The following is a 13,259-nucleotide window of genomic DNA, read 5'->3' as shown; positions in this document are numbered from 1 at the left end:
GGTTTTCTAGCATGGAAGCTCCAGCCGGTCACGCCTAACTCCGGTGTCCGAACTTCTCCGATCCTTTTGGAGCATCCGATGTCGGATTCCTTGTCAGCCACAGCCGATGCCGAGCTCGTCGGCGTCGTGCCCGAAGAGCACATGGCCGCCTGGCCGGCGGTCTTCGCCCTCTCCATGGGCGTGTTCGCGCTGGTCAGCGCCGAGTTCCTGCCCGCCAGCGTCCTAACCTCGATCGCTGCCGATCTTTCGATCAGCGTCGGCGCCGCCGGACAGACCGTCACGGTGACCTCGCTGGTCGGCGTCGCCGCGGCGATCTTCACGCCGATCGTCACCAGCCGCTTCGACAGGCGGCTGGTGCTCTGGTCGCTCTTGTCACTGCTCGCCTTGTCGAGCCTGGTCACGGCGCTGGCCAACGGCTTTGCAATGCTGCTGGCGGCGCGCTTCCTGCTCGGCCTTGCGCTTGGCGGCTTCTGGTCGATGGCGCCGGCGCTGACGCTGCGGCTGGTGCCGGCGCAGTCGGTGCCGCGGGCGCTGGCGCTGATCTCGGCCGGCGTCTCAGCCGCCTTCATCGCCGGCGGACCGCTCGGCGCCTATCTCGATTCCCTGATCGGCTGGCGCATGGTCTTCGGGCTCTCGGCTGGGCTTGCCGGCGTCGCCCTGCTGGCGTTGTTGGCGACGATGCCGTCCTTGCCGCCGCAGGCGGCGCCACGGCTGGGCACGCTGGGGGTGCTGTTGTCGCGCCCGAGCATCCGGCTGATGCTGATCTCGGTGCTCGTCATCATCTCCGGGCAATTCACCGGCTTCACCTATATCCGGCCCTTCCTCGAGCATGCGCCGCAGCTCGGCGTCACCGCGATCACCATCGTGCTGCTCGGCTATGGCCTCGGCAATGTCGTCGGCAACTTTGCCGGCGGCGCGGTGGCTGGGCGCGGCGTCAAGCTCGCGATCGTCTCGTTCGCACTGGCGATCGGCATCCTGGGTCTGGTCATGCTCCAGTTCGGCGCCTCGCCGATCGTGGCGGGGATCGCGGTCGCGCTCTGGGGCTTCGCCTTCGGTTTCGCGCCGGTCGGCTTCCAGACCTGGATGATGCGCGTCGCGGCCGACCATGCCGAATCGGTGAGCGGGCTGGTGACGGCGGCGTTCCTGGTCGCGATCGCCGGCGGCGCGGTGCTGGGCGGCCTTTTGGTCAACCATGTCGGCGGCCTCGGCCCGATCGGTTACATGGCGGCGGCGACGCTCGCCGGCGCGCTGCTGGTTCTCGTCGCCGGCAAGGAGCCGCCGCGGCCCTGACCCTGCTAAATGGCGACGGTCGCGTGATCGTCGCCATCACTTTTCTTCAAGACATGCGCGCGCGCTTTCGCTTTATCTTGCGCCATGGATCTGATCAGCCAAGGCGATGCATTGCTGGAGATGCCGCTCCGGGAGGGTGAGCATGCCCGCCTCTTCACGGCGGCGCGCTTCTCCGGGCTGGAATGCCTGTCGGCACGGTTCTCGACTCATACCTATTCGCCGCACGCCCACGAGACCTATGCGGTCGGCACGATCCTTTCGGGCTGCGAGCTCTGGCACGCGCGGGGTCGCACGCTCTTCGCCCGCACCGGCGACCTCGTCTTCAACCACCCGCTCGATGTCCATGACGGCGCGCCGAGCGAGGGCGGCTATCGCTACCGGATGACCTATCCGACGATCGAGCTGATGCGCGAGGTGGCGATCTCGCTGACCGGCGACGAGACGATCGGCACGCCCTTCTTCCCTGAGCCGACCGTGCAGGACCCGGAGGGCTCGGCCCTGTTCTGCGAAGCGCATCGGGCGCTGGAGGAGGGCGGCGACGGTCTCGCCGGTGAGGAGGGCCTGCTGCGCGCCTATGGCTGGTGCCTGTCGCGCCATGCCGATCTCTCAATCCGTGAGATCGGGCGCGAGCGCGGGCCGATCGCGCAGGCCAGAGAATTGCTCGAGCAGCGCTATGACGAGGACCTGTCGCTGGCCGACCTGACGCAGCGCTCCGGCCTGCCGCGACACCACCTGATCCGGGCCTTCCGGCGCGAGACCGGGCTGACGCCGCATGCCTATCTCGTCGATGTCCGCATCCGCCGTGCCCGCGAGCGGCTGCGGCGCGGCGAATCCCCCGGCGCGGTCGCGGCCGCCACCGGGTTCTGCGACCAGGCGCATCTGACCCGCGCCTTCAAGGCGAGGCTCGGCGTGACGCCGGGCGTCTTCCGCGCCGCCCATCACGGCTGATGGACAAGACGATGAGCTGGAAAGACGAAGCCCGGGCCGGGCTCAATGACATCTGGCCGGCGGCGCTCGCCGCCGTGCCGATCGGCCTGCTCTTCGGCGCACTCGCCGCCGGCAAGGGGCTGTCGCCGTTCGAGGTCTTCCTGATGAGCGTGCTGGTCTTCGCCGGCGGGGCGCAGTTCGCCGCGGTCGAGCTCTGGACGCACCCTGCGCCGATCCTGGCGCTGGTGTTCTCGACGGCGCTGATCAATGCCCGCCACATCCTGATGAGCGCCTCGATCGCGCCGAAGCTCAAGGGCTTCTCGACCGCGCAGCTCTTCGGCGGGCTCTATTACATGGCCGACGAGAACTGGGCGCTGGCCGAGAAGCGGGCGCGCAGCCATCCGGTCACGCCGGCCTATTGGTTCGCCATGATCGTGCCCTTCGTCCTCGGCTGGCTGACGACCTCGACGACCGGCGCGATCATCGGCGCCGCGCTCGGCGATCCCAAGCGCTATGGCGCCGATTTCGCCTTCACCGCCTTGTTCATCGCGCTGACCGCCGCCTTCTGGAAGGGCCGCGTCACGGCCTGGACTGTGGCTGCGGCCGGCATCGCCTCGGCGCTGGCCTACAAGCTCGCCGGGCCGCCCTGGCATGTGCTGGCGGGAGCGCTCTGTGGCCTCGCCGCTGCCTGGATCGCCGCCGGTGACCTCGCCGGGAAAGCCATCGAAAGCCCGGCCGAATGAGCCTCGACCCGATCAATCTCGCCGCCTTCCTCGGCATGGCGCTGGTGACCTATCTCACGCGCATCGCCGGTCTGGCGCTCGTCGGCCGGCTCAATTTGTCGCCGCGGGCGCAGGCCGCCTTCGATGCGATCCCGCCGGCCGTGCTGATCGCGGTGATCGCGCCGAGCGCGCTGGCGTCCGGCTGGCCGGAGACGGTGGCGGCGCTGGTCTGCGGCCTTGCGGCAACGCGGCTGCCGCTGCTCGGCGTGGTTGCCGTCGGCGTCGCGACCGTGGTTGCCTTGCGCATGGTGGCCTGAAGCCGGCCGGGAGGACACGCATGCGCCGAGTGATGGATTCTGTCGTCGAGGCGATCGGCGAGACGCCGCTGGTCCGGCTCGACCGGCTGACGCGGCATCTCGGCGTGAACGGGACGATCCTCGCCAAGCTCGACTATCTCAATCCCGGCTTTTCGAAGAAGGACCGGGCCGCGCTCGGCATCATCGAGGAGGCGGAAGCGTCGGGAGTGCTGAAGCCCGGCCAGACCGTGGTCGAGCTGACCTCCGGCAATATGGGCACAGGGCTCGCGATCGTCTGCGGAATCCGGGGCTATCCCTTCATCGCGGTGATGTCGAAGGGCAACTCGGAGGAGCGCGCCCGGATGATGCGGGCGCTCGGAGCCGAGGTCGTGCTGGTCGACCAGCTGCCCGGCTCGGTGCCGGGGCAGGTCTCGGGCGGCGATCTCGAACTCGTCGACCGCGAGGCCAAGCGGATCACAAGGGAGCGCGGCGCCTTCCGCGCCGACCAGTTCCACCGCGACGGCAATTGGCTGGCGCATTACCGCACCACCGGGCCGGAGCTCTGGCAGCAGAGCGGCGGGACGATCGACGCCTTCGTCGACTTCATCGGCTCGGGCGGCAGCTATGCCGGGGTGACCAAAGCGCTGAAGGAGCGCAGCCCGGCCGTGCGCTGCCATGTCGTTGAGCCGGCCGGCGCCGCTGCGGCGGCGGGCGAGGCAGTGACCAGGCCTGATCATCCGATCCAGGGTGGTGGCTATGCGATGGCCGATCTCGCCTTCCTCAGCGATGTGCCGGTCGACGGCTATCTGCAGGTGACGGGCGAGGAGGCGCGCGAGACGACGCGGCTGCTGGCGCGGCATGAGGGGATTTTCGGCGGTTTCTCGGCCGGGGCGAATGTCGCGGCGGCGGTTCAGCTGCTGCGCGAGGGGGAGGCGGGCAAGACGATTGCCGTGATCGTCTGTGATTCCGGACTGAAGTACCTGTCGACTGATTTGTGGGGGTAACCGGCCGCAATGAAGAGCGCGGGGAACCCTCTCCTGGAAGGAGAGGGCAGGGTGAGGTGTAGGCCCTCCACCCAGTTCCACGAGCGCTCGCCGCGCAGTTGTTGGGTTCAGGCTAACGTTTCCGGTTCAAACACCTCACCCCTACCCCTCTCCTTCCAGGAGAGGGGATCCCGCGCCTCATCTTCTCACAGCGGCAAGCACGCCTGCTCCAGCCAGGCCTTGGCCTCGCCCTCGACCAGCGGGGCGAGATTGCTCCAGACTTGCGCGTGATAGGCGTTGATCCAGGCGAGCTCGACCTCGTCGAGCAGCGAGACATCTATCAGCGCGCGCTCATAGGGGCACCAGGTCACCGTCTCGAAGCCGTACATGGTGCGCTCGGCGCCGGGAATCTGGCGCTCCTCGACCACGATCAGGTTCTCGATGCGGATGCCGTAGGCGCCTTCCTTGTAGTAGCCGGGCTCGTTCGAGAGGATCATGCCGGGTTCGAGCGGGGTGGTGCCGAGCTTGGAGAGCCGCTGCGGCCCCTCATGCACCGAGAGATAGCTGCCGACGCCGTGGCCGGTGCCGTGGTCGAAATCGAGCCCGGCCTGCCAGAGCGGGGCGCGGGCGAAGGCGTCGAGCTGGGCGCCAGAGGTGCCTTTTGGGAAGATGGCGCGCGAGATGGCGAGATGGCCCTTGAGCACGCGGGTATAGCGATCGCGCATCTCGGCGCTCGGCTCGCCGACGACAAGCGTGCGGGTGATGTCGGTCGTGCCGTCCTCATATTGCCCGCCGGAATCGACCAGGAAGATGCCGGGCTCGATCTTGCGGTTGCTGGATTCGGTGACGCGGTAATGCGGCAGCGCCGCGTTCGGGCCGGCGCCGGCGATGGTTGTGAAGGAGACGTCGCGCAGTTCGCCGGTCTTCAGGCGCTCGGCCTCCAGTGCCGCGACGGCGTCGATCTCGGTCAGGCCGCCCTTGGGCGCCTCACGCGCCAGCCAGGACAGGAAGCGGACGATGGCCGCGCCGTCGCGCAAATGAGCCCGGCGGCTGCCGTTCAGCTCTGCCTCGTTCTTGCGCGCCTTCATCAGCGCGATCGGGTCGGTGCCGGCTTCGGGCGTGCCGCCGGCATCCTGGATCAGCGTGGCGAGTGCCGAGGCGGCCGTGCTGGAATCGAGCCGGACCTTGGCCTTGGCGGCGCCGAGCGCCTTGAGCTGCTGCTCCAGCGCCTGCGGCGGGGCGATCTCGCCGAGTGCGCCGATGGCGTCGCCGGCCTCGTTGGTGATCTTCTCCGGAGCCAGGAAGACGGTCGGTCGGCCCTCGCGCGGTACGATCGCGTAGCCGAGCGGCAGCGGCGTGTGCTCGACATCGCCGCCCCGGATGTTGAAGGTCCAGGCCAGCGCATGCGGATCTGACAGCACGAGCGCGTCGACCTTGGCCTTGGCGAGCTCTTGCTGGATGCGGGCGAGCTTGTCGGCACTGCTCTCGCCGGCATAGGCGGCCGGATGGGCCTTGATCGGCGCGGTCGGCGGGGCCGGGCGGTCGCTCCAGAGCGCATCGACCGGGTTCGGCGTCACCGGCACGAGCATGCCGCCAGCCGCCGAGACGGCTTTCTCCAGCTTGGCGACGCCGTCGACGGTGTGGAGCCAGGGGTCGTAACCGAGCTTGCCGCCGGCCGGCAAATTGGCCTCGACCCATTTGTCGAGCGGAGTCTCTTCCATCTTCGTCGGCGTCACGACGCTGGTGTCGGTCTGTGCGGCCGACTGAAGGCGATAGCGGCCATCGACGATCAGCGCCGCCTTGTCGGCGAGCACGACGGCATGGCCGGCCGAGCCGGTGAAGCCGGTCAGCCAGGCAAGGCGCGCCATGTGGGCCGGGACGTACTCGCCCTGGTGCTCGTCGGCACGCGGGACGATGAAGCCGTCGAGCCCCTGCTTGGCGAGGGCGGCGCGCAAGGCGGCGACGCGCGGGGCGACCTGCGAGGGATCGCTCGGCTCGGAGAAGGACTGGAAGCGGCAGGCGGTCTTGGAATCGGTCATGTCGGGCTCGGCAAGCTGGATTTGCGGCATGCTCGCCTCCGCGCAGGCGAAAGGCCAGTGCAAAACTGCCGTTTGGCCCCTGCTTCCGCCGCAGGCGCGGGATGGCTAGCATTTGAGCTATTTGCCTCAGAGCTATGCGACATGCGCACTCCTTAACGGATTTCTGTTTTCGTTATGCGCTCTGTGCATATTGAGCATATGCGAACATATCTTCTCGCAGGTGCGAAGACGGCCCACTTTAGTCGCATAAGAGAACGAGGAAGCGACCGGGACTGTCCTTCGTGATCTGAGGAGAGACCCTATGACCTATGTGCTGAATTCGACCGACGTCCTTCCGGCCGCGACCCGCGCCGAGGCGACCGAGACCAAGACCGCCGGCCAGGGCTTCTGGCAGCGCTTCTACGCCGCGCTGATCGAGAGCCGCCGCCGTTCAGCCCTGCGCGAGCTGCGCGCCCACAGCTATCTGGTGCGCGAGAGCGAGCTGGTGCTCGGCGGCTTCCCGCAGACGACGCTGAAAGACGACGCCGAGCTGCCCTTCAACCGCTGATCTTCAATCGCCGCAGGCCGCGATCCGCGCCGCGCGCAACTGACAAGGAACCGACATCATGATCGCCATCATCAAGCATGCTTATGACGCCATCGTCGACAGCGCCAAGTTCGCTGCGGCGGTCTGGCACGATGCCCGCGCCATGCAGGCGCAGGCCGAAGAGAAGTACGGCCATCTCGGCTTCTGAGCGCTATGGCGGCGACATTCGCCGCCGGTCGCTCGAAGCGTAGGGCCTAGTAGGGGCGGCGTGGCCTGGCGGCTGCGCCGCCTCTTTTCATAACCAGGGTCGCCCAGCCCTCGCGCGAGGAGCGCTTCGCCAGCGCCAGCCCCTGATGGCGATAGGCCGAGACCACGCCGGCGACGTCCATCTCCAGCAGCCCTGACAGGATCACCGTGCCGTCATCGGAGAGGGCGCGGGCGATCGCCGGAGCGAGCTTGCGTAGCGGGCCGGCGAGGATGTTGGCGAAAATCAGGTCGAAATGGCGTGGCCTGCTCGCCTTGGCGTGGCGCAAGCCGGGCGCGACATAGAGGTCGAGCGCCTGCGGGGCGTGATTGATCCTGGCATTGCTGGCGGAGACCTCGACCGCGATCGCGTCGATATCGCCGGCGACGACCTTGCGCTTGACCTGCTTGGCGAGCGCGAGCGCGAGGATGCCCGTACCGGTGCCGACATCGATGGCGTTGCGCGGCCGGCGCTTCTTCAGTTCGGCGTCGAGCGCCAGCAGGCAGCCGGCAGTGGTGCCGTGATGGCCGGTGCCGAAGGCGAGTGCCGCTGCGATCTCGATCGCGACATCGTTGACCTTCACCGCGTCGCGGTCATGCGAGCCATGGACGAGGACGCGGCCGGCGCGCACTGGCTGCAGGCCCTCCAGGCTGGCCGCGACCCAATCCTTCTGATTGACCGTGGTGAAGGGGGTGGCATCGATGCTGTCACCGACGATGGGGCGAAGCATGTCGCGCACCGCCTCCTCGTGGGGATGAACAGCGAAATAGATCTCGACCTTCCAGGGCGCATTCAGCGACAGGGTGGTGACGCCGCTCTCGACTTCGAATGCGGAGACGGCGGTCTCCGTGGGGTCGAAGACCTCGCCCAGGAGCTCGGTCAAGGCACGCGCCTTGTCGCCGCTGGTTTCGAGTTCGAGGACGGTCGCGACCGTCGATGGGAGGAGGCCTTCGCGCATGGCCGCGGCTTAGCAGGGGGCGAGGCCGATGTCATGCACCGTGACGCAACCTGCTTGGCTGGGACATGATCTCGCCTAAGCTGACTTTTTTGCCGTCAGGGAAGGTCAGCTATGTTGTCGCATGTCAGCGTCGGAACTAATGCGTTCGAACCGGCCTTCGGCTTCTACGAGGCGCTGTTCGCCGAGCTTGGCCACAGGCTGCGCTTCTGCGATCGCGAGAAGCCCTGGGCCGCCTGGCAGCAGCAGGCCGGCGGCCGGCCGCTCTTCATCCTGTCGGCCCCCTTCGACGGAGCGGCTGCGAGTGCCGGCAACGGCCAGATGATCGCCCTTCTGGCTGATGACCGTGCGAGCGTCGATCGCTGCCATTCGACTGCGCTGGCGCGCGGCGGAAGCTGCGAGGGTCCGCCCGGCCTGCGGCCCCACTACCATCCCAACTATTACGGCGCCTATTTTCGCGATCCGGATGGCAACAAGCTTTGTGTCTGTTGCCACGAGGCGGAATAGCAGGTCGCCGAACGGCGAAGCAATCGCGGGGCATCGAAGAGGCTCTGGATTGCTTCGCCTGTGCCGGCAGTTGGTGGCCGGCGTTCAGCCGTGCTGCGCCGCGAGCTGGGCGAATATCGCGGCGACCTGGCCGTTCTCGGCGGCGAAGCGCAGCGGCTTGCAGCGCTCGACGATGATCTCGCCGGAGACCGGAGCGCTTTCGAGCAGCGCCATCACTTCGCTGGTGAACTCGGCCAGCGGCATCGCCGCGGGATCGACCGCCTGCTGCGGACCGAGCAGTTCGGTCTGCACATAGGGCGGCGCGATCTCGACGACCTCGACCGGGGTCGCCTTGAGCTGCTCGCGCAGCGCCATCGACCAGGAATGGATCGCGGCCTTGCTGGCGCTATAGGTCGGCGTCGTCGCCAGCGGCACGAAGGCGAGGCCGGAGGAGACGGTCAGGATCGCCGCGCGCTCCTGCTTCAGCAGATGCGGCAGCAGGGCGGCGGTGAGGCGGATCGGCCCGAGCAGGTTGGTCGCGATCGTCTCCTCGGCGGTAGCCAGGAAATCGCCGGTCGCCACGGCCTCGCTGCGCATGATGCCGGCATTGTGGACGACGACGTTGAGCGCCGGAAAGCTCTCGACCGCCTGCCTGGCGAAGGCCGCGACATCGTCCTTATCCTGGATGTCGAGCAGGAGGGCTTCCATGCCCGGATTGGCCGAGGTCACCTCATGGAGCAGCGCCTCGCGCCGGCCGGCGATGACGACCTGGTTGCCGGCCTTGTGCAGGGCGTCGGCCAGTGCCCGGCCGATGCCGGAGCCGCCGCCGGTGATGAGGATGGTGTTGCCGGTGATGTTCATCGCAAATCCCTTTCCTGGTTGCGAGACATCAGCTGGCGTCGATACTCTTCAATCGAAAGAAGGCGCCCAAAGGTTCGATACGCACCAGAAGGAGAGTGTCGGCATGCATGCGATCCGCGAGGCGATGGCCGCGATGCACAAGCGCAGCGAGGAGATCCCGCCGGTCTCGAAGGCGGTGGAATCGCTGGTGCGCCAGGTGATCGCGCAGGTGGCCGACAAATGGACGATGCTGGTGCTGGAGGCGCTGGAGGAGCACGGCACGTTGCGCTTCACCGAATGCGGGCGGATCGTGGGCGGCATCAGCCAGAAGATGCTGACCAAGACGCTGCGCGAGATGGAGCGCGACGGGCTGGTGGTCCGCACCGTCCACCCGGTGATCCCGCCGCATGTCGACTACACGCTGACCGAGCTCGGCCGCGAGCTCAGCGCGGCCTTCTGCGGCGTCTGGACCTGGGCGGAGACCTATCACGCCGAGGTCTCGGCGGCGCGGCGGGCCTTTCGCGAGCGGGAGGAGGGGTAGGTGCCTCTTTCGCGCCTCAAATGCAGCCCTTCCCGTCATGGTCGGGCTTGTCCCGACCATCCACGTCTTCGTTCGGGCGTCGCGGTGTTCAAGACGTGGATGCTCGCCACAAGGGCGAGCATGACGGCGAGGTTCTGGCGCCTATTCCGCCGCTGGCTGGAAGGCGAGGCTCGGTGCTGGAATGAGCGCTATGGTATGAGCCGCCATATCGGCTGCCGTCTCGGGATCGGCCTTCAATTCACTGGGTGCGCGAGCGCGCGGGATCGTCTTGCCGTCCTCGACCATCGACTCGATCCAGAGCGCGAGCGCCTCGGGCGCATTCGCCATGGCCTCGTCCAGCGTATCGCCGGCCGAGAAGCAGCCGGGCAGATCCGGAAACCAGACGCCGACGGCGTGGTCGGGACCGGCGTCCTCGATGATGGCGACGTAGTGGGTCATCTCAATCGCGCGGCCAGCCTGCCTGTTTGTAAATCTTCAGCACGAGACCGGGTCCGAGCGCCTTCTTCGGATGCGGCACCGAGATATTGTCATGGACGCCGGGCTTTTTGAAGACATGGTGCGAGCCGGCGATGCGCACGCATTCCCAGCCCTCGCGTTCGAGGCGGCGAATGAGGTCGCTGCTGTTGTTGAGCATAGGTGCCTCGAACGAATCAAAAAGCACCTATCTATTTATAGGTAAGCTAGGTTGGCTCCGAACAAATCGAATAGTGAAAGGGGTATCTCTCTAACCATTTGAAAATATTGATATTTTATGCGCTGCATCATGTGGCGTGAGCACTGATTCGCTGTGAATAAATTGCTTTATCTGCTAAGTTATTGATATTTCTTATTTTGTTTTGTGCGATCAGAATGACCCATTCGACCTTACCTACACCGCCTTCTGAACGAATGAGTCTAGCACCATCTTCCGACCGGCCTTGTCGAAATCCACCGTCAGCTTGTTGCCGTCGACGCTGGCGACCGAGCCGGGGCCGAACTTGACGTGGAAGACGCGGGCGCCGGGATCATAAGCGGAGCTTCCCGTCGATTTCGCCGTCAGCTCGCCCTCGATCAGCATCGGGCCGCGCTGGCGGCCTGAACCGAAGCCACGCTGGCCGGCGTCGGAGAAGCCGGAGCCTCCGCCCGAGTTGAACTTCGCCTTGTTCTCCTGGGCGCGCTGCCAGCCCGGCGTCTGGTAGGATGAGCCGAAGCTTTCCATGCGCTCGAAGCGCGATGCGCCGTAGCCGCCCTGGCCGTAGGCCGTGGGCGCCTGGACGACCTCGACATGGTCCTCCGGCAGTTCATCGATGAAGCGCGACGGCAAGCTCGACTGCCAGAGACCGTGGATGCGGCGGTTCGAGGCGAAATAGAGCTTGAGGCGCTTGCGGGCCCGGGTCAGGCCGACATGGGCGAGGCGGCGCTCCTCCTCCAGCCCGGCGCGGCCGTTCTCGTCGAGGGCGCGCTGGCTCGGGAACAGCCCTTCCTCCCAGCCGGGCAGGAAGACGGTGTCGAACTCCAGCCCCTTGGCGGCATGCAGCGTCATGATCGAGACGCGGGCTCCGCCATCGCCGCTATCGGCATCCATCACCAGCGAGACGTGCTCGAGGAAGGAAGGCAGGTCCGGGAACTCGTCGAGCGAGCGCACCAGCTCCTTGAGGTTCTCGAGGCGCCCGGCGGCGTCGGCCGAGCGGTCCTTCTGCCACATTTCGGTGTAGCCGCTCTCTTCCAGCACAAGCTCGGCGAGCTCGCCCTGCGGCATCGCCTCGGCCTTGGCCTGCCAGCGGGCGAAGGCCTCGACCAGCTCGCGCAAGGCGGTGCGGGCCTTGGGCTTCAGTTCCTCGGTCTCGACCACCGCCCGTGCCGATTGCATCAGCGAGAAGCCGGTGGCGCGCGCATGGTTGTGCAGGAGCTGGATGGTGGCGTCGCCGAGGCCGCGCTTGGGCACGTTGACGATGCGCTCGAAGGCGAGGTCGTCGGTCGGGCTCACCACGCAGCGCAGATAAGCCATGGCGTCGCGGATCTCGGCGCGCTCGTAGAAGCGCGGGCCGCCGATGACGCGATAGGGCACGCCGACATGGATGAGCCGCTCCTCCATCTCGCGCATCTGGGCGGAGATGCGGACGAGGATCGCGACTTCGGAGAGGTTCTCGCCCCTCGACTGCATCGCCTCGATCTCGTCCGAGATCAGGCGGGCCTCCTCCTGGCTGTCCCAGGCGCCGGTGATGGTGACCTTCTCGCCGGCCTCGTCCTCTGTGCGCAGGGTCTTGCCGAGGCGGCCCTCGTTGCGGGCGATCAGCTTGGCGGCGGTGGCGAGGATATGGCCGGTGGAGCGGTAATTGCGCTCGAGCCGGACCACGGTCGCACCCGGAAAATCGTGTTCGAAGCGCAGGATGTTGTCGACCTCGGCGCCGCGCCAGCCATAGATCGACTGGTCGTCGTCGCCGACGCAGGCGATGTTGCGCCGGCCCTGCGCCAAAAGGCGCAGCCAGAGATACTGGGCGACGTTGGTATCCTGGTACTCGTCGACGAGGATGTAGCGGAAGCGCTCGTGATAGCTCGCCAGCAATTCCGGATGCTCGCGGAACAGCGTCAGGCAGTGCAGCAGCAGGTCGCCGAAATCGACGGCGTTCAGCGTCTTCAGGCGCTCCTGATAGGCGGCGTAGAGCTTGCCGCCCTTGCCGGAGGCGAAGACGCCGGCTTCGCCCGGCGGCACGTCCTTGGGCGCGAGCCCACGGTTCTTCCAGCTATCGATGAAGCCGGCCAGCATCCGGCCGGGCCAGCGCTTCTCGTCGATCCCCTCCGCCTGGATCACCTGCTTCATCAGGCGAATCTGGTCGTCGGTGTCGAGGATGGTGAAATCGGAGCGCAGATCGACCAATTCGGCATGGCGGCGCAGGAGCTTGGCCGAGATCGAGTGGAAGGTGCCGAGCCAGGGCATGCCCTCGGCGACCGGGCCGACGAGGTTCGCGACGCGCTCCTTCATCTCGCGCGCCGCCTTGTTGGTGAAGGTCACCGAGAGGATCTGCGAGGGATAGGCGCGGCCGGTCGCGATCAGATGGGCGATGCGGGTCGTGAGGACGCGGGTCTTGCCGGTGCCGGCGCCGGCCAGCACCAGCACGGGGCCGTCGGTCGCCTCGACCGCCTGGCGCTGCTCCGGGTTGAGCCCCTGCAGATAGCCGGCTGCCGGCTGCGCGGCCGCGCGCGATGCGAGGCCGCCGGGACGGGGCAGGGGGGCGGAGGTGGTGCTATCGGACAAGTTGACGCTGCTCGATCGTGATTCGTTCTGCGGTCAATATAGGGTGTCGCGCGGGGGATTGCTGGATCAGGATGTGGACGGCAGCATGATCGCCCGATTTCCTGAGCCCTCATCCTGAGGAGCGGGCTTCAGCCCGCGTCTCGAAGGATGCTCTAGGAGGTTCGGAAGGCATCTG

At 67.2% G+C, this 13,259-nt stretch carries 15 protein-coding genes; 9 read left to right on the top strand and 6 right to left on the bottom strand.

Going from position 1 to position 13,259, the window contains the following annotated elements; all coding sequences use genetic code 11:
• Positions 1-78: 78 nt before the first annotated feature.
• The 5 genes from BMZ69_RS22020 to BMZ69_RS22000 all read left to right on the top strand — a co-directional run bounded on the left by BMZ69_RS22020 (position 79) and on the right by BMZ69_RS22000 (position 4,239).
• Entirely contained in the window at positions 79-1,290 is a 1,212-nt protein-coding gene (locus tag BMZ69_RS22020) for an MFS transporter (RefSeq protein WP_092160783.1), read from the top strand.
• A gap of 84 nt (positions 1,291-1,374) precedes the next feature.
• Positions 1,375-2,238: an AraC family transcriptional regulator gene (locus BMZ69_RS22015; RefSeq protein WP_092160781.1), complete on the top strand. Its 864-nt coding sequence runs from the start codon at positions 1,375-1,377 to the stop codon at positions 2,236-2,238.
• Positions 2,239-2,249: 11 nt separating this feature from the next.
• Positions 2,250-2,960, top strand: coding sequence for an AzlC family ABC transporter permease (locus tag BMZ69_RS22010; RefSeq protein WP_244543473.1), 711 nt, complete (start codon positions 2,250-2,252; stop codon positions 2,958-2,960).
• Positions 2,957-3,256 (top strand): AzlD family protein, encoded by a 300-nt coding sequence (locus tag BMZ69_RS22005; protein ID WP_092160778.1) that lies wholly within the window; start codon positions 2,957-2,959, stop codon positions 3,254-3,256. Before BMZ69_RS22010 ends, BMZ69_RS22005 begins: the two co-directional genes overlap by 4 nt.
• 20 nt (positions 3,257-3,276) lie before the next feature.
• The gene (locus BMZ69_RS22000) at positions 3,277-4,239 is read left to right on the top strand and encodes a PLP-dependent cysteine synthase family protein (protein WP_092160776.1); all 963 of its coding nucleotides are present in this window, start codon (positions 3,277-3,279) and stop codon (positions 4,237-4,239) included.
• Positions 4,240-4,424: 185 nt separating this feature from the next.
• On the opposite strand, the gene BMZ69_RS21995 is transcribed toward BMZ69_RS22000, so the two are convergent.
• The gene (locus BMZ69_RS21995) at positions 4,425-6,287 is read right to left on the bottom strand and encodes an aminopeptidase P family protein (RefSeq protein WP_244543472.1); all 1,863 of its coding nucleotides are present in this window, start codon (positions 6,285-6,287) and stop codon (positions 4,425-4,427) included.
• A 271-nt stretch (positions 6,288-6,558) separates the two neighbouring features.
• Between BMZ69_RS21995 and BMZ69_RS21990 the strand changes: the two genes are divergently transcribed.
• Complete coding sequence (locus BMZ69_RS21990) at positions 6,559-6,804, top strand: hypothetical protein (protein WP_092160762.1); 246 nt, start codon at positions 6,559-6,561, stop codon at positions 6,802-6,804.
• Positions 6,805-6,862: 58 nt separating this feature from the next.
• Positions 6,863-6,991, top strand: a complete 129-nt coding sequence (locus BMZ69_RS32415) for a hypothetical protein (protein WP_280142125.1) — start codon at positions 6,863-6,865, stop codon at positions 6,989-6,991.
• A gap of 46 nt (positions 6,992-7,037) precedes the next feature.
• Here the strand turns inward: BMZ69_RS32415 and BMZ69_RS21985 are convergent, their stop codons facing one another.
• The gene (locus BMZ69_RS21985) at positions 7,038-7,985 is read right to left on the bottom strand and encodes a 50S ribosomal protein L11 methyltransferase (RefSeq protein ID WP_092160757.1); all 948 of its coding nucleotides are present in this window, start codon (positions 7,983-7,985) and stop codon (positions 7,038-7,040) included.
• 111 nt (positions 7,986-8,096) lie between these two features.
• Between BMZ69_RS21985 and BMZ69_RS21980 the strand changes: the two genes are divergently transcribed.
• Positions 8,097-8,489: a VOC family protein gene (locus BMZ69_RS21980; RefSeq protein WP_092160755.1), complete on the top strand. Its 393-nt coding sequence runs from the start codon at positions 8,097-8,099 to the stop codon at positions 8,487-8,489.
• Between the two features lie 84 nt (positions 8,490-8,573).
• On the opposite strand, the gene BMZ69_RS21975 is transcribed toward BMZ69_RS21980, so the two are convergent.
• Entirely contained in the window at positions 8,574-9,329 is a 756-nt protein-coding gene (locus BMZ69_RS21975; protein WP_092160753.1) for an SDR family oxidoreductase, read from the bottom strand.
• A gap of 124 nt (positions 9,330-9,453) precedes the next feature.
• Here BMZ69_RS21975 and BMZ69_RS21970 point away from each other — a divergent pair, with 124 nt between their 5' ends.
• Positions 9,454-9,849 carry a winged helix-turn-helix transcriptional regulator gene (locus BMZ69_RS21970; RefSeq protein WP_244543479.1) on the top strand — a complete coding sequence of 132 codons (396 nt, stop codon included), beginning with the start codon at positions 9,454-9,456 and terminating at the stop codon, positions 9,847-9,849.
• A 141-nt stretch (positions 9,850-9,990) separates the two neighbouring features.
• Here BMZ69_RS21970 and BMZ69_RS21965 read toward each other — a convergent pair whose 3' ends face one another.
• The 3 genes from BMZ69_RS21965 to BMZ69_RS21955 all read right to left on the bottom strand — a co-directional run bounded on the left by BMZ69_RS21965 (position 9,991) and on the right by BMZ69_RS21955 (position 13,057).
• Positions 9,991-10,287 carry a type II toxin-antitoxin system HicB family antitoxin gene (locus BMZ69_RS21965; RefSeq protein WP_092160751.1) on the bottom strand — a complete coding sequence of 99 codons (297 nt, stop codon included), beginning with the start codon at positions 10,285-10,287 and terminating at the stop codon, positions 9,991-9,993.
• 1 nt (position 10,288) lies between these two features.
• The gene (locus tag BMZ69_RS21960; protein ID WP_092160749.1) at positions 10,289-10,483 is read right to left on the bottom strand and encodes a type II toxin-antitoxin system HicA family toxin; all 195 of its coding nucleotides are present in this window, start codon (positions 10,481-10,483) and stop codon (positions 10,289-10,291) included.
• A gap of 234 nt (positions 10,484-10,717) precedes the next feature.
• Complete coding sequence (locus tag BMZ69_RS21955; RefSeq protein ID WP_244543478.1) at positions 10,718-13,057, bottom strand: UvrD-helicase domain-containing protein; 2,340 nt, start codon at positions 13,055-13,057, stop codon at positions 10,718-10,720.
• Positions 13,058-13,259 lie beyond the last annotated feature (202 nt).

Origin of the sequence: Allobosea sp. CRIB-10 (assembly GCF_900112185.1) — a bacterium.
Taxonomy (GTDB): Bacteria; Pseudomonadota; Alphaproteobacteria; order Rhizobiales; family Beijerinckiaceae; genus Allobosea.
Note: the sequence above shows the minus strand (reverse complement) of the source record. Positions and strands in the feature narration are given on the sequence as shown.

Coding starts and splice junctions, on each gene's coding strand:
- BMZ69_RS21995 (WP_244543472.1), bottom strand. CDS start 6,287: ATGCCGCAAATCCAGCTTGCCGAGCCCGACATGACCGATTCCAAGACC.
- BMZ69_RS22005 (WP_092160778.1), top strand. CDS start 2,957: ATGAGCCTCGACCCGATCAATCTCGCCGCCTTCCTCGGCATGGCGCTG.
- BMZ69_RS21990 (WP_092160762.1), top strand. CDS start 6,559: ATGACCTATGTGCTGAATTCGACCGACGTCCTTCCGGCCGCGACCCGC.
- BMZ69_RS22010 (WP_244543473.1), top strand. CDS start 2,250: ATGAGCTGGAAAGACGAAGCCCGGGCCGGGCTCAATGACATCTGGCCG.
- BMZ69_RS22020 (WP_092160783.1), top strand. CDS start 79: ATGTCGGATTCCTTGTCAGCCACAGCCGATGCCGAGCTCGTCGGCGTC.
- BMZ69_RS32415 (WP_280142125.1), top strand. CDS start 6,863: ATGATCGCCATCATCAAGCATGCTTATGACGCCATCGTCGACAGCGCC.
- BMZ69_RS21960 (WP_092160749.1), bottom strand. CDS start 10,483: ATGCTCAACAACAGCAGCGACCTCATTCGCCGCCTCGAACGCGAGGGC.
- BMZ69_RS21980 (WP_092160755.1), top strand. CDS start 8,097: ATGTTGTCGCATGTCAGCGTCGGAACTAATGCGTTCGAACCGGCCTTC.
- BMZ69_RS22015 (WP_092160781.1), top strand. CDS start 1,375: ATGGATCTGATCAGCCAAGGCGATGCATTGCTGGAGATGCCGCTCCGG.
- BMZ69_RS21965 (WP_092160751.1), bottom strand. CDS start 10,287: ATGACCCACTACGTCGCCATCATCGAGGACGCCGGTCCCGACCACGCC.
- BMZ69_RS21975 (WP_092160753.1), bottom strand. CDS start 9,329: ATGAACATCACCGGCAACACCATCCTCATCACCGGCGGCGGCTCCGGC.
- BMZ69_RS21970 (WP_244543479.1), top strand. CDS start 9,454: ATGGCCGCGATGCACAAGCGCAGCGAGGAGATCCCGCCGGTCTCGAAG.
- BMZ69_RS21985 (WP_092160757.1), bottom strand. CDS start 7,985: ATGCGCGAAGGCCTCCTCCCATCGACGGTCGCGACCGTCCTCGAACTC.
- BMZ69_RS22000 (WP_092160776.1), top strand. CDS start 3,277: ATGCGCCGAGTGATGGATTCTGTCGTCGAGGCGATCGGCGAGACGCCG.